The organism is Orrella marina, assembly GCF_003058465.1.
Lineage (GTDB): Bacteria > Pseudomonadota > Gammaproteobacteria > Burkholderiales > Burkholderiaceae_B > Algicoccus > Algicoccus marinus.
This window is the reverse complement of record NZ_CP028901.1, coordinates 4,161,134-4,176,236: the sequence shown is the minus strand read 5'-3', so window position 1 is coordinate 4,176,236 and position 15,103 is coordinate 4,161,134. Positions and strand designations below refer to the sequence as shown.

The following is a 15,103-nucleotide window of genomic DNA, read 5'->3' as shown; positions in this document are numbered from 1 at the left end:
TGTTTGACTCTGTCCCGACCCGATCACCCGAATCGCGTATGCCAGGCTATTCTGGTTGCTCATTCTCTAGTTCGGCGAACACCTGCTGGGCCATCTTGAATGAGTCGATTGCCGCTGGTGCGCCGCAGTAGGCGCCGCAATGCAGAAAGACCTCGCGGATCTCTTCCCTGGTCACTCCGTTGTTCAAGGCGCCACGGATGTGCAACTTGAGCTCGTTCGGGCGGTTGCTTGCGGTCAGAATTGCAAGATTGAGCATGCTGCGGGTCTTGTGCGACAGACCGTCCCGAACCCAGACTGCGCCCCAGGCGTGCTCGACAATGTATTGCTGCAATGGCTCTGTGAATTCATCCACGTTGTTGATCGAGCGATTGACATGCTCTTCACCCAGCACTTTCTTGCGGACAGCCAGCCCCGCCTTGTAGGTTTCATTTTCGTTCATCGTTTCTGCTCCAAAAAACTTGCTCGAACTCGAGCATGAGACTTATCCGCACCTCGCGCACGCAGTTTGCGCCGCGAGGAACGCGACAGCAACCATAGCACCGCAATCAGGTACACCTGAACCACCCCATGACTAAAGTCCGGGCTTGCGCCCACAACTGGCCAAGTCAAGACGCCAGGTTCGCCAGAAGACAATAATGACGGATTGACTGCTCACTATTGACGAGGTCTGAAACACCATGTCCACAAGCCAGCCATCCCGCTCCAGGCAGTTTGCCCCCCGGAAAAGATTTACGACCCCACGCTCGAGGGTCCTCTGGCAGATATCAGAGTATTAGACTTGTCCAGACTGGTTGCCGGCAACATGCTGTCGGCCTGCCTGGCAGACTTCGGGGCGGACGTCATCAAGGTCGAGAGGCCGGGCCACGGCGACGATTTGCGCAACTGGCGCGAAGCCGGACACGATATTTACTGGAAGGTCTACGGGCGTAACAAGCGTTCCGTCGCCCTGGACCTGAAAGCCGGTGAGGACCTGCAGGCACTCAAGGACCTGGTGAAGCACACCCAGATCCTGGTGGAGAACTTCGTGCCCGGCGCCCTGGAAAAAATGGGACTGGGTCCCGATGTCCTGCACGCCATCAATCCGGCACTCGTGATTGTGCGGATATCCGGCTGGGGGCAGACTGGCCCCATGAGCCAGCACCCGGGTTTTGGGACACTGGTCGAGGGCATGTCGGGATTCGCGGAACTGAACGGATTCCCCGACAAGCCGCCTGCGCTGCCTCCTCTGGCGCTCGCCGACATGATTGCCGGCATGCAGGGTGCTGCCGGCACGCTCACTGCACTGCGAGTGGCCGAGCGCACGGGTCGCGGTCAGGTGGTCGACCTGTCCCTGTTCGAGCCCATTTTTTCGACCATCGCCTCCCAGGCCACCAAATACATGGCAACCGGTGAACTCACGAGCCGCACTGGCAATGAGTCTTCACACACTGCGCCACGCAATCTCTATCGTTGCAGTGACGGAAAATTTGTCTCGATGTCGGGATCGATGCAGGTGATGGCGATGCGCATTTTTGACACCATCGGCCGTCCAGAACTCAAAACGGACCCGAAGTTTGCCGACAACGATGCGCGGGTGCAGAACCGGGCTGAACTAGACGGGATTATCGGCAGCTTTATCGGTCAGCGCACACAGGATGAGAACCTCGCGATATTCGAGGCTGCCCAGGTAACAGTCGGCCCGGTGCTCACGGTCGCCGATCTGCTCGATCACCCGTATAGCACGGGCAGGGAGGTCATCGTCACGCTGCCCGATGACGCACTGGGTCGCGTTGCGATGCACAACATTTCGCCACGGCTTGACCAGACCCCGGGCCGGTTCAGACGCCCGGCACCCAGGCTCGGTGAACACACCCAGGAAGTACTTGACGAGCTGCGGGACAGACCCTCGGAGTGACTGACATCGCAGCGATACCACAGTGATACCGTGCTGAAATCACACTGACGACAGTACACCGGACCACATCTCACAGGAATCCCGTGTCCTGAGAGGCCTGTATCCTGTGATCTGAGCGACTTCACGCGCCAGCAGCCAGCCAAACCCTCAGGTACCGACTTTAAGACCTGCCTTCATTTTCTTGAGCATCGCGATCACGCTTTGGGCCACGATCCGTCCAGTCTTGGGATTCTCCGACGGAATGTTCTCGATTGTCATGGTGAACCGGGCTGAATCGGAATCAACATTGATGGAGTGCGTGTTGCGTGTGACGGTCGGATCAGCCCAGATCTCGAGCAGGGTTTTTTCCGGGCCTACACCGGCAAGCGCCAGCGCAACCACCACATTGAGGTTGGCCGGAAAGCCCTTGGCGGCGTCACGGGCATTGCCCTCAAACACCTTTAACGGCTCAGTAAGCCCATCCAGAGTGATCTGGTTCGCCTCCAGATGCGGGGCGCCTGCAAGCCCCTGAGGCGGCTTGCGGGTGATCATGCGCACCGAATGAATGTCGCCTTGTGCAGCAGCGATGACGGCATCCAGGCCAATCAGCGCGCCCGTTGGCACGTAGATGGACCCACCCGACCTGTTGGCCAGCTCTCGCAAGTGATCATTAAAGAGCAAGGCTCCAACGGACAGGACAATCGCCGACTTGCCAGCATTCAGAAACGGCGAAACGATGTCAGACAGCAAGGCAGCCGGGGCACACTCGATCACCATGTCGCAGACGGGTTCAAGCTCTTCAATTGTGAGTACAGGAACCTGGGTCTTGAGTGTCGATACAAACTCGCGCGCCTTGTCGTGATTACGTGCACTGACGGCTGTCAGGATCATGCCCGGCACCTCGCCCGCCGCAATGGTACGAGCGAGTGATTGCCCGATGGCTCCCAGACCCGCGATGGCAACCCGGGTGACTTCTGTTTGACTTTGCTGCTGCATGCTCATTCCTCACTGATGTTCTGATCTGATGCACTCTCATGCCTGCACTCTCATTCCATATCTTACGTTGATCGAACACCACAACACCAGTTAGATCCAGTTTTCTGACTGACACCGGGATTACCGAGCATTGGCTCAAAAGCAAGCCAGACTGTCATGTTGAGCGAATGGTGGACAAATGCTCAATGAACAGCACGCACACGCACATACAGAACGCACCAGACAGGTGCATGGACTACCCTTCGGCATGCGCCAGTGCTTTCACCGCCATCAAAACTAAAATAAATTATGCAACGTCGGCCAGAATCCACACAACCCTAGGGAATGCCCCACATCAAGTCCCTTGATCATGGACGTTCCGTCATCGACAATCAATCCGGTACGCACTGCAACATACGCTGATCAGATGCTGAGCTCAAAGAACAGAGATATCACAGTTACTGATGGCATGCGTTTTGCTTGCAGTCAGACCACCCTGGCCAGTCACCTTGCCGGACGCATCCAGAAACACAGCCGGCCGAAGCAATCCGGTCTTGCACAGAACCATGAACGGCGTGATGATGGTCCAGTCTGGTGCACAGGGAAAGCTTGAGCGGCCATCCGTAAAAAGCGCCCGAACAGATGATGACCGTTTGTACCCGTCTTGTACTCGTCTTATCCCCATCTGTTTCCTGCCTGCTTGCCTCGCAGATAGATGGATCTCTGACTGATTGCAGTATTCATCACAAACAAGGAGCCATACATGTTCAAAGCCCGACTCAAAGCAGCCGCCGCAGCAACCGCTGCGAGCCTGACTCTTCTGGCTGCACCTATTTCGGCCCAGGCGGCCGCCCCCTCTTGCTCGACCGCACAGCTCATCGTGCCCTGGGGCGCAGGCGGCGACACGGACATCGTGTTTCGCCAGTACGTCGACACCATCAACAAAAGTGGAATCAAGCCACAGTTGCAGGTCGTCAACGTTGGAGGCCAGGGCGGTATCCGTGGTGCGACACAGGTCAAGGATGCCAAGCCTGACGGCTGCATGATGATTGCCCTGCATGAAAGCGTGATCACCAGTTATCTGACGGGGCGCGCCGACTTTACGCACGACGCTTTTGAACCAGTCTCTCTGGTCAGCTACACCCCTTCCATCATCGCATCATCAAGCAAGGCGCCTTTCAAAGACCTGAAGTCGATGATCGAAATGTCAAAGAAGGACCCACGCTCGGTCACGGTCGGTGTGACGCTCGGCTCGACCAGCCACTTCATCTTCCTGCTCATTGAAGACGCAGCAGACATCCAGTTGCGTTATGTTTCCTATGACGGAACTCGCGAACGGAATACGGCGCTGCTCGCGGGCAATGTGATGATGGGCGAGAGCAACGTGCTGTCTGCCAAGCAGTATATTGCCGAGGGTTCACTGATCGGTCTGGGTATTGCCATGCCGGAACGTGATCCGATTGTCCCCGAGATCCCAACCCTCAAGGAAGAGGGCTATAACATCGAATACGGTCTGGCCCGTGGTGTGGCGCTTCCGAAAGGCACACCGGCAGAATATATCAAGTTCTGGGAAGATGCATTTGCCAAAGCTGCCAAGGATCCTGCTCTGGTCAAATCCATCGAGACCGTTGGCTCCATGGTGCTTTACAAGGACGCAGCCGGCTACAAGGCCTTCCTCGAAGAGGGCTACAAAGAGCATGAGCGTCTTGCCATCAAGATCGGTATGTTCAAAAAGCAGTGAGTGAGCAACACAAGGGGGGACCGGCTGACAGGTTTTTGTGTCAGTCTCTCCCCAGTCTTTGTGTGAACGGCCCGGGCCTTGCCCGGCGCAGTCCTGACCAGTCTGACGATCCAGGACTGCAGCCTTAGTGGCTGCCAACCCTCTCCCCAAGAGCACCAACCCGACGGTCACAACCGTTTTAAAACAGAGCAGGCCAAACCGCACCATGAAGCGCCTTCATCGAGACTCAGTCATCGCTGTTTTACTGCTGCTGCTATGCGGCATTTTTTTCTGGCAGACCTTCTACATCCGTGAAGTTCCGTTTTCCGAGATGGGATCGGAAGTCTGGCCAAGATTCGTACTGATCCTGCTCTTTGTCCTGAGCATCATCTACTTGCTCCAGTCGCTGGCCAATCCGCCTCCTGAGAGCGGGCCATTCAGTCTGGCCGCCTGGCTCAGAGCCTATCGCAACCCGATCATCTGCTTCGTGATGTTCGCGGTATTCCTGTTCACCCTGCCCTACCTGGGCATGCTGGCCGCTGGCATTCTGTTCGTGTTCGTCACCCAGACACTAATAGGAGGAGCGTCGCCTCGACGACTCGCCATGCATGCGGTCATTTCGGTCGTCTCTGTGGGCGGCATGTGGGCAATCTTCACCTTTGCACTTGGAGTCGTGCTTCCAAGAGGCGAGTTCTTTGGCTGAACACGAGGCATCTGGATCATGATTCTGAGCAATCTCGCAAGTGCATTTATAGAAGTCTTCGCGCTGAACAATCTGCTTCTGATGGCCCTGGGCGTGGCCGCAGGACTTATCGCAGGCTCCATTCCCGGCTTCACCATCACTATGGCAGTGGTGCTGGCACTGCCTTTCACCTTCGGCATGAACCCGATCGAAGGACTCTCGACCATGCTGGGTGTTTATGTCGGCGGCTTGACCGGGGGCATGTTCGCCTCGATCCTGATCGGCATCCCTGGCACACCGTCAGCCATTTCCACCACCTTTGACGGTTTTCCGATGGCCCGCAATGGGCGACCCGGACTGGCTCTGGGCCTGGGACTATGGGCTTCTTTTTTCGGGGGAATGATTTCAGCGGTCATCCTCGTGTTTCTGGCACCCACGCTCGCGGCAATCGGACTGGAGTTTGGCCCCTGGGATTACTTCATGCTGGTCTGCTTCGCCCTGACAATCGCAGCCAGCCTGTCTGAAGGTGCCATGATCAAGGGCCTGATTGCGGGCGCAGTCGGCCTGTTGATTGCATCGGTGGGCGAGGACCACATCAACGGCGCGGCGCGCTTTACCTTTGGTTTCGGCTCGCTCGGTGCCGGATTTGCGTTCCTGCCGGTTTTGATCGGTCTGTTCGCGTTCAGCCAGCTTCTGAGTGATCTGAGCGACAGCGACAGTGCGCGCAAGCCCATGATTTCCGGTCGCCACAAGGCGGTAAAACTGGAGCATCGAGAGGCCATCCGACTTAACTTCATGCACTGGGTAGTTGGTCTGCGTTCCTCGTTGATAGGTCTGTTTATCGGATTACTTCCCGCTGCTGGCAGTTCGATCTCGAACATCCTGGCCTACGACCAGAGCAAGAAGGCGTCCAGACACCCGGAGAAATTCGGCCAAGGCATTCCGGAAGGTGTCATCGCGTCGGAGACATCCAACAACGCCACCGCGGGTGGCGCGCTCATCATGATGATGGCACTGGGGATTCCAGGCGATGCCGTCACCGCGGTCATGCTCGGGGCCCTGACGATTCACAACATTGCACCAAGCCCGACTTTCATCAGTACCCAGGCGGTACTGGCCTACGGCATCATGGTGGCGTACTTCCTGGCAAACTTCATGACGCTTGCCATGACCTCGGGTGCACTGCGCGTCTTTTTGCTGGTGACACGGGTGCCGCTTTACATTCTCGGTGTCATCATTCTGGTTTACTGCGCGATCGGGGTCTTCACGCTTAACAACACCACGTTTGATATCTGGACCTTGCTGGGTTTCGGCGTCCTGGGCTTTATCATGGTCAAGAACGGGTTTCCGCTCACACCCATGGTGCTTGGTGTCGTGCTCGGTCCACTAGCCGAACTGAACCTTTCACGCGCCTTGTCCACGAGTGATGACATCAGCCTGTTCTTTGTGCGGCCGTGGGCGATGTTCTTTATCGTGTTAGCACTGTTCTCCGCTTTCTTCCCGCTCTTTCAGCGTGCAAGCAGGCTCGGCCACGGATGGGCAAAGTATTATGGCGCCGCCTTCTTTGCCTGTGCCGGCATCCCGATGTTCCTCATGGAAGGATGGGTCCGCTCGGTGCTTGGTGCAGCCTTGCTGCTACTGGCATTGCTGATTGCGATCAAGCGCATGCGCTCACCTGTAAAAGACGCAACCTCATAGTCACAGTATCGGCGGCGGATCAATAGGGCCATGCAGGTCAGGCACCAGCTGCCTGGCCTGCATGGCCCTATTGACGACGGATTACCCTCAAGGCGAACATCCTTGCACAGAAGAACCTGGTTAATTAACGTACACTGGACAAATGAGCCCTGTCTTGTCCCGAATCCGCCTGCTGATTCCGATCCTGCTGCTGCTTGTACTGGCAGCAGGTCATTTATCGGCCTGGTCAAGCGCACGTCAACCGCTGGTTTATGTTGCGCAAGTTGATGGCACCATTGATCTGGGACTCGCTCCGTACATCGAAAGGGTCCTGAGCGAAGCTCAGAACAATCAGGCCACGGCCGTGGTACTCCAGATCAATACGTTTGGAGGCCGGGTAGACGCCGCGGTGCAGATTCGTGACGCTCTGATTAAAAGTCCGGTCAATTCGATTGCCTTCATCGACAGCCGGGCGATCTCGGCTGGCGCCCTGATCAGTCTGGCCACCAACGCCATTGTCATGACACCTGGCGCCACGATTGGCGCCGCCACCCCGGTTCAAAGTAGCGGAACGCAAACCCAGCCCGTGTCCGAGAAGACGGTCTCCTACGTACGCAAGGAGTTTGGTGCCACTGCCGAAGCCCGAGACAGAGATCCACTGATCGCACAGGCGATGGTCGACTCCGATGTCGAGATACCGGGTCTGATCGAGAAAGGCAAGCTGCTCACGCTCACCACCCGCGAAGCACTCGAGGTCGGTCTGGCTGATGCGCAGGCCTCAACACTCACCGAGGCACTCGATGAACTGGGTATCCGCAATGCAGACATTGTTCAGACCCAGACCAACTGGGCCGAGGAGGTAGTCCGGTTTCTGACAGACCCCGTTGTCAGCTCACTGCTGGTGACCGTGGCCATGCTGGGCATCATCGTTGAGATTCGCACACCCGGATTTGGCGTTCCGGGCGCCCTCGGACTGAGCGCACTAGGACTCTTCATGTGGGGTCACTGGCTGGTCAGTCTGGCGGGCTGGGAAGAGCTGCTGCTAGCGGCGGCCGGTATCCTGCTTTTACTGGTCGAGGCTTTTGTGCTCCCGGGATTCGGGATCGCCGGCATACTCGGAATACTCGCATTTCTTGCGGCCATCATGCTCAGCACCGTCGGCGACGGGGCTTCTTTCGAAGCGCTGCTCAGCGCGGCCACCCGCCTGGGTATTTCGATGGTCGTTGCCATTCTGGCGAGCCTGCTACTGATCAGACTTCTGCCTCGCACCCGTTTTGGGCGTCACCTGATTCTACAAACCGAGCTGGAGGCAGGTAGCGGGTTCACCTCTGAGCCGGTCCGGGAACACGAGCTGGTCGGGCAGACCGGCATCACCACCACGACACTGCGTCCGGCCGGTATCGCCAGCATTCAGGGACAACGTATTGATGTTGTATCGGATGGTGAGTACATTGAGGCTGGCAGCGCGGTCCGTGTCGATCATGTTGACGGCAACCGTGTGGTTGTCAGACGAATTACAGTAGTGCAATCACCCACAGGAGAAGCTTGATGCTCGAATCGGTATTTGGTCTGTTTGGAGCCTTTGGCTTGCTGGTACCCGTGGTGGTCCTGCTGGCCATCGTGCTGTACCTCGTACCTATCCCGCTGTGGATTGCAGCCTGGGCATCGGGCGCCTATGTCGGACTGTTCACGCTGGTGGCCATGCGGCTGCGGCGAGTGCCACCTTCAGTCATCATCACGGCCCGCATCAGTGCCGTGAAGGCCGGACTCCAGATCCCGCTGGATGATCTCGAAGCCCACTTTCTGGCCGGAGGCGATGTTGTCAGGGTCGTTAACGCCATGATCTCGGCCGACAAGGCCAACATTCCGCTGACCTTCAAACGTGCTGCAGCTATCGATCTGGCCGGCCGGGATGTACTCGAAGCAGTCCAGATGTCTGTTCTTCCCAAGGTAATCGAAACCCCGAGAGTTGCCGCGGTTGCACGCGATGGCATCCAGCTGGTCGGGGTTGCGCGGGTCACTGTACGTACCAACATCGACCGCCTGGTTGGTGGCGCCGGGGCGGAGACCATCATGGCCCGGGTTGGTGAAGGGATGGTCAGCACCATCGGTTCGGCCGACAGCCACAAGACCGTACTCGAGAACCCGGACCACATTTCAAAACACATTCTGGCCAAGGGCCTGGACGCAGGCACCGCCTACGAGATTCTCTCGATCGATATTGCCGACGTGGATGTGGGCGAAAACATTGGCGCCAAACTCCAGATCGATCAAGCGAACGCCGACAAGCAGATTGCGCAGGCCAAGGCCGAAGAGCGACGCGCCATGGCGGTCGCCAAGGAACAGGAAATGCGAGCCAAGGTGGTCGAAGCCGAATCCGAGGTGCCACTGGCCATGGCCGAGGCCTTCCGCAGCGGAAAGCTCGGCATCATGGACTACTACCGTATGCGCAATCTCCAGGCAGATACAGACATGCGTGACAACATTGCCGGCAATCCGAATGACACAAGCACCCCGAGGGTCTGAAGGCGATGACGCAGTCTGCTGAGACCCCCCCGAAAAAGAAGAAATCCAAAGGACAGCCCTCTCCATACAGCCTGTTTTTTGCGGCATTTCTGGCGTATGTTTTCGGGGCTCCGTCCGGAATTGTCCTGTTTCTTATCGGACTGGGCATTATCTTCTGGCGCGTTCAGGCGGCTGCCAAGAATATGGCAAAGCTACCCCCTTTGCCTCCAAAAGAGACGGGGCCACCCGATCTTGCCAGCGCACAGGGCAGTCTGAATGCAGAGGACCGAAACGATCGGGACGTCAGCAGCGCACGAGAAGAATCCATCTGGCAAAAGACCGGCACTTCCAGCAACCCGTCACTGGAAGACACCGCCTGGGGAAGAAACCACGAGGATACGGACAGTTTCTCGCAAAGTGATCGGGATCGCTACACGTCTGACGACAGCCTGGCACGGCCCGAACAGTCCCGGGACATTTTTCAGTCAGATCTGCCTCAGACTCCGCCCCCGGTGCCACACCCGTTCACGGCACCTGAACCGGTCGCGCAGACCAGTCGGGTCATTTCGTCCACAACGCAGCCTCTGCCCCCCCCCAGCGACAGGCGGGCCTGGGCGTGAATCTCGCCACACAAGCCGGACTGCGTCAGGCCATTGTTGCGATGACGATTCTCGGCCCATGCCGTGCACTGGACGCTTACCAGGACCAGCCACTTGCCACCGGATTGCCGGACCGCTCAAGCGAGCCTTCCAAATACTCATCAACGCAGCCACCCGAACCTCGCCCGGATTCACGTCAACCTCCTCCCGCAACCTGATCGAGATGGCCAGAAACAGGACCAGATGAGTGACTTCATGATCAGTCCCTGCCATGACAAAAGCCCCTTCAAGGGGCTTTTGTCATGGCAGGATTGCGCCGTCAACTTGCGCCGTTAACTGACGCCGTTCTGTGACCGCTCAGTTCTTGGGTTTGTACCACTTGGGCTTGCGCTTTTCCAGGAACGACATGGTGCCCTCTGCCGCTTCATCTGAACGACGCGTATCGGCGTGCTTTTGCACCAGAAAATCAAAGTCTTCGTCCGACAGGAAAGCCTCGGCCACTTTCATCGTCAACTGTTTGGTGGTCGACACTGCGTTCGGCGCATTCATCACCAGCGCGTCCACGATTTTCTCTGCTGTCGCCTCAAGCTGGTCAAGCGGACAGATCTCGTGCACAAACCCTACGCGCTGGGCGACGTCTGCCCCAAATCGTTCGCAGGTCAGTGCATAGCGACGTACATTGCGCAGACCGATTGCCTGGACCAGTTGCGGAAAAATGATGCTGGCCATCAGGCCCCAGCGTGCCTCAGTGATCGCAAAGAACGCATCATCTGCAGCAACGACCACATCGCATGCCGCAATCACACCCGTGCCACCACCAAAGCAGCCACCCTGCACCATTGCAACGGTGGGGACTGGCAGCTCGTTGAGCCTGCGCACGGCTTCGCCTGTTGCTCGTGAAGCGTCGACGTTTGCCTGCGGTCCGAGCTTGCCCTGTGCGTTGATCCAGGCCAGGTCAGCGCCTGCCTGAAAATGTTTACCATTGCCGCACAAAACCACCACGCGCAGCCCTTCCATCCCGCCAAGCAGATCCATGGCCTCATGCAGTCCACCGATCATGTCGCCGTTGTAAGCGTTATTCACCTCTGGCCGGTTGAGTGTGACCGTCGAAACACCGCGATGATCAAATTCCCACAAGACAGTACCGTTACCCACTGCGCCTGACTTCGTTTCCATAAAAATGCTCCCGTCTAATCGTTGTTATATACGTTGCTGATTTGCGTTATTCAATCGCGCCGAAATTCGCGTGGCTGGGTGTTCAGGACATCTCGTGTTGCTCGATTGCACCATTGACCCATTGACCCATCTGCTTCGGGCAACATTCGCACCATCCACAATGCACACGCCTGACGCGTGCCAACCTTCTGCACGCAACCAGAAAGTTGGCCTAGTGTATCGAAGAAGATGACTGTCCGCGCTAGCAGATCAGTTATCCATCCCGACACACTGGTGGGTCAGATGGTCGAATCTGCAACCCGCCCTTATCGGGTAAATCGGCCGTCACCGTGAAACGGCCCGAAGATCATGTCCGGCGCGCTCAGGTTATGCCGCGATGGCACGCTTCTGCCCGCCCAGAGCTCGACCGCACGGCCTCCCTGAAATGCCATCACAGGCGACTCCTGCCAGCCAGCAGAATGCGGGGCACGCCAGGCGATCTCTGACACGTCTGCGTTGGTCCTGGTGACATACATGGAGCGCAGGGCCGCAAACGGTACGGACGTGTCAACCCCCTGGAGTTCAACATCCATCCTGAAATGTTGTCGATCAAGCTGGGCCATGCTGAGCGATCCCGCACCTCCCGCGGCGAATGCCATCGCAAAAGTTCGCGTCTTCGGATCAAACGTCACCGACTCAAGCACAGCCACAGGTCTACCCTTGTCCTGAACAGGCCCAACCAGAAATGAGGAGCCGTAGGCCGTCCATCGCATCTGCGCATATGACAACGGTCTGGCACGCCAGTAGCCGTCAGGCGGATACAGGACCAGCACCTCCTCTGGCCTCACACCATCACGGACCCAGACCTGCAGCATGTGCAGGCCCTCAAATGTGTTCACCTTGCCTGATCCGTCGTCTGACTGGACATGCACTGGCACGGAGGCGGGGCGCCAGAACGATTCGAAGGTGAACCCAGTGATCCAGAGATCCGGCGACTCATAGATCGTGTGCTGAGCCGGACCGCCGGATGCAAACACCGGATCCTGACTCATGTCACAACTGGTGAAGTCAGGAGCATCACTATCAACCGCAATCATGCCGATATACGCGGGATGCACTGCTTGTATCGCGAACGACCTGACGGACTGTTCCTGACCTGCATCCGAGAGCATCAATGCGACATTGTCCTTCTCCGCGCACAGGACCGGCTCACTCAGGTTGCTCACATCGACTGCGAGCAGCGACTCGGCCGACGCAGCATTGACCGGTAAAGTGAGCCCCGAAAACACGGTCATCACCAATATCCAGAGTCCTCGCCCCTTGTTGCGCCTTGTCCTGGCAGACGCTGACTGGTTCGCCATGGCGCCACGCTGTACCGGCCCTGGTCGCTTTGGGAAATGTTCGACAACACTTTTGAACCGCGGAAAGAACATCCGTAAACCAGACCAGCGCTGTCGTCGGGGCGGATGTTTGCAAGCCGCAGAAGACGAGTTGCTCAGGACGCACACAGTACTCTGCACCCCACTTTGCACCGGATTCTGATGTGATGTTTGGCGCCAGATGAGGGCCGATACCATATCGCGCATGATCTCGAATCTTGAAAGGGTTGTAATGACTGAAAGGCACGAACTGGAGCACAGGCATGCAAAGGTGCCTGCATGCTCGCCAGGACACTTAATGTCCCTGTGCACCGAAGGCTTCAGCCATTTCGTTACCTCCATGACTGCTCCGATTGCTACCGGCCAGAGCAATAGTTGCCGGGTGGAATTCGTGCCCACCAGAAAAGCACCGCCTTTGCACGGCGCACGCCGAACTCGGGTGCACCCACAACAACTGCACCATAGACTGCCGCTCAGTTTGGTGCAAGTGCCTCTCCGAATTAAGAGAAATCGACCAGATCGCCCTGGCCATCCAGAATGCCTGAGCAGGATATCCAAGATTTGAGACAGAAAGCCTCACAACAGGTTACACACAGAGTTCAGGAAAAACAGGGAAACCACAAAGCCCTGGCTACCATGGAAACAAGCGTGGACCTGGAAGGTCGGCTGACAAGACTGGCATCCCGGCTAAAGTTCATTTGTACATCCGTAGACCCTTTCCTGAGGTTCTTACACACTGTCATGGCGACCATGAAACAACACACCTGCAAACCAGGCTGGGCAGCGTCCCCGACCAGGCATACTCGGGCAAGACACTCACGAGGCTACACCGTGGCTCGTCTGCTCGCAGTCCGGCTGCTGCTGCCCTTTGTTCTGGCTTTAGTCATGGTATTTTTCACTGGAATCAGTGGACCTTCTGCCAGCACCGCGTGGGCGCAGGACACGCTGGGGCAATGCAACCGTCTGGCCGAGTCGGAACTGGACCCGTGGCGCACGGGTCAGGGCGTACCAGATCGTGCGCTTGATGCCGGTGCCGTCATGATGACTTGCGAGGCCGCGCTCGATGAGGCACCGCATGACGGAAAGCTCTGGTACCAGTATGGTCGAGGACTCCTGGCTGCCGATGAAACAGCAGCAGCGGCCGGGGCGTTTCAGCGCGCACAGAAGCTTAACTATCCGATGGGTGCTTTCGCACTGGGGCAACTCTACGCCAAAGGGCATGATGTGGTTCCCCAGAGTGGCGTCAAGGCGGTGGACTATTTTCTGCAGGCCGCCAGGACTGGTGTCCCCGCGGCCGCCTACGAGATGGGTATGGTTTTCTACGATGGCAAAGGTGTCGAGCGTGACTTTGCCGTCGCGGCTTACTGGATGGCACTGGGTGCCCAGTCCGGTTACACACCCGCCATGCGAATGCTTGGAGTTCTCTACTTCAATGGAGAAGGCGTCGAACGTGACCGTATCCAGGGCCAGCAATGGGTCAAGCAGGCTGCCATCATGGGTGATCCGCAGGCCCCGGACACCCTGGAGCAGATGTTGTCGGTTACCATGACAAAACAGCCTGTCTCGTCAGGTTCTGCTGATTTGACGATGATTGACGATTTCTCTGGAGAATTGATGGAACTGACCGAACTTGTTGCCAGCACCGGTGTGCTTGGGATCTTCCTGATCGTCGTCGTTCTGGTGGCCATCATTGCTTACCTGGTCCCTTTACGTCTGTGGATAACGGCCTGGGCCTCGGGGGCCTATGTCGGATTGCTGACGCTGGTTGCCATGCGGCTGCGACGAGTGCCTCCGCACAGCATCATCAAAGCACGCATCAGTGCGGTAAAAGCCGGACTGCAAATTCCTCTGGACGAACTGGAAAGCCACTTTCTGGCCGGTGGCAACGTCGTGAATGTGGTCAACGCCATCATCTCCGCCGACAAGGCCAACATCGAACTGACGTTCAAACGCGCCGCAGCCATTGATCTGGCAGGTCGAGACGTACTTGACGCGGTGCAGATGTCGGTCCTGCCCAAAGTCATCCAGACGCCGCGCAACGCCGCAGTTGCACAGGACGGCATCCAGCTCATCGCCATCGCACGCGTGACCGTGCGCACCAACCTGGATCGTCTGGTCGGTGGCGCCGGTGAAGACACGGTGCTCGCACGGGTCGGTGAAGGAATGGTCAGTGCGATCGGTTCTGCCGTCAATCACAAAGATGTTCTGGAAAAGCCTGACAGCATCTCCAAGCGGATTCTGAGTAATGGACTGGACTCAGGGACTGCTTACGAGATCCTGTCCATCGATATCGCCGATATCGATGTCGGCAAAAACATTGGCGCCGCGCTGCAGATTGAACAAGCCAACGCTGACAAGCAAATCGCTCAGGCCAAGGCCGAGGAACGGCGCGCCATGGCAGTTGCGCTCGAGCAGGAGATGCGTGCACGAGTCGTCGAATCCGAGGCGCAGGTTCCCAAAGCCATGGCCGACGCTTTCAGGGCTGGCATGATCTGACACCCCGGCACAGCTGACTGACACGCGTGACACCCGCATGCG

General features: G+C 57.6%; 14 protein-coding genes. 9 read left to right on the top strand and 5 right to left on the bottom strand.

From position 1 onward, the window contains the following. Positions 1-46 precede the first annotated feature (46 nt). On the bottom strand, positions 47-439 hold the full coding sequence (locus DBV39_RS18990; RefSeq protein WP_108622939.1) for a carboxymuconolactone decarboxylase family protein: 393 nt from the start codon (positions 437-439) through the stop codon (positions 47-49). A gap of 339 nt (positions 440-778) precedes the next feature. On the opposite strand from DBV39_RS18990, the gene DBV39_RS18985 reads away from it, so the two are divergent. Beyond that, complete coding sequence (locus tag DBV39_RS18985) at positions 779-1,894, top strand: CaiB/BaiF CoA transferase family protein (RefSeq protein WP_265416019.1); 1,116 nt, start codon at positions 779-781, stop codon at positions 1,892-1,894. 147 nt (positions 1,895-2,041) lie between these two features. On the opposite strand, the gene DBV39_RS18980 is transcribed toward DBV39_RS18985, so the two are convergent. Both DBV39_RS18980 and DBV39_RS19630 read right to left on the bottom strand, forming a co-directional pair. Beyond that, positions 2,042-2,869 (bottom strand): aspartate dehydrogenase, encoded by an 828-nt coding sequence (locus tag DBV39_RS18980; protein ID WP_108623390.1) that lies wholly within the window; start codon positions 2,867-2,869, stop codon positions 2,042-2,044. A 415-nt stretch (positions 2,870-3,284) separates the two neighbouring features. Further along, positions 3,285-3,533: a hypothetical protein gene (locus tag DBV39_RS19630; protein WP_159079044.1), complete on the bottom strand. Its 249-nt coding sequence runs from the start codon at positions 3,531-3,533 to the stop codon at positions 3,285-3,287. Positions 3,534-3,611: 78 nt separating this feature from the next. Between DBV39_RS19630 and DBV39_RS18970 the strand changes: the two genes are divergently transcribed. The 7 genes from DBV39_RS18970 (at position 3,612) to DBV39_RS19625 (ending at position 10,249) form a co-directional block, all read left to right on the top strand. Further along, positions 3,612-4,589: a tripartite tricarboxylate transporter substrate binding protein gene (locus DBV39_RS18970; protein WP_108622936.1), complete on the top strand. Its 978-nt coding sequence runs from the start codon at positions 3,612-3,614 to the stop codon at positions 4,587-4,589. A gap of 205 nt (positions 4,590-4,794) precedes the next feature. Continuing rightward, positions 4,795-5,271, top strand: a complete 477-nt coding sequence (locus DBV39_RS18965; protein ID WP_108622935.1) for a tripartite tricarboxylate transporter TctB family protein — start codon at positions 4,795-4,797, stop codon at positions 5,269-5,271. Between the two features lie 18 nt (positions 5,272-5,289). Further along, positions 5,290-6,948, top strand: coding sequence for a tripartite tricarboxylate transporter permease (locus DBV39_RS18960; protein ID WP_108622934.1), 1,659 nt, complete (start codon positions 5,290-5,292; stop codon positions 6,946-6,948). A 154-nt stretch (positions 6,949-7,102) separates the two neighbouring features. After that, the gene (locus DBV39_RS18955; protein ID WP_159079043.1) at positions 7,103-8,476 is read left to right on the top strand and encodes an NfeD family protein; all 1,374 of its coding nucleotides are present in this window, start codon (positions 7,103-7,105) and stop codon (positions 8,474-8,476) included. After that, the gene (gene floA, locus DBV39_RS18950) at positions 8,476-9,453 is read left to right on the top strand and encodes a flotillin-like protein FloA (protein ID WP_108622932.1); all 978 of its coding nucleotides are present in this window, start codon (positions 8,476-8,478) and stop codon (positions 9,451-9,453) included. The genes DBV39_RS18955 and floA (DBV39_RS18950) overlap by 1 nt, the downstream gene beginning before the upstream one ends. 5 nt (positions 9,454-9,458) lie before the next feature. Continuing rightward, a complete protein-coding gene (locus tag DBV39_RS18945; RefSeq protein ID WP_108622931.1) occupies positions 9,459-10,052 on the top strand; it encodes a hypothetical protein in 594 nt (197 codons plus the stop codon). Further along, positions 10,049-10,249 carry a hypothetical protein gene (locus DBV39_RS19625; protein ID WP_159079042.1) on the top strand — a complete coding sequence of 67 codons (201 nt, stop codon included), beginning with the start codon at positions 10,049-10,051 and terminating at the stop codon, positions 10,247-10,249. The genes DBV39_RS18945 and DBV39_RS19625 overlap by 4 nt, the downstream gene beginning before the upstream one ends. 139 nt (positions 10,250-10,388) lie before the next feature. On the opposite strand, the gene DBV39_RS18940 is transcribed toward DBV39_RS19625, so the two are convergent. After that, the gene (locus DBV39_RS18940; RefSeq protein ID WP_108622930.1) at positions 10,389-11,207 is read right to left on the bottom strand and encodes an enoyl-CoA hydratase-related protein; all 819 of its coding nucleotides are present in this window, start codon (positions 11,205-11,207) and stop codon (positions 10,389-10,391) included. 305 nt (positions 11,208-11,512) lie between these two features. Beyond that, on the bottom strand, positions 11,513-12,481 hold the full coding sequence (locus DBV39_RS18935) for a hypothetical protein (RefSeq protein WP_159079041.1): 969 nt from the start codon (positions 12,479-12,481) through the stop codon (positions 11,513-11,515). 915 nt (positions 12,482-13,396) lie between these two features. Between DBV39_RS18935 and floA (DBV39_RS20495) the strand changes: the two genes are divergently transcribed. Continuing rightward, positions 13,397-15,061 (top strand): flotillin-like protein FloA, encoded by a 1,665-nt coding sequence (floA, locus tag DBV39_RS20495; RefSeq protein ID WP_159079040.1) that lies wholly within the window; start codon positions 13,397-13,399, stop codon positions 15,059-15,061. The last annotated feature ends 42 nt before the right edge of the window (positions 15,062-15,103 follow it).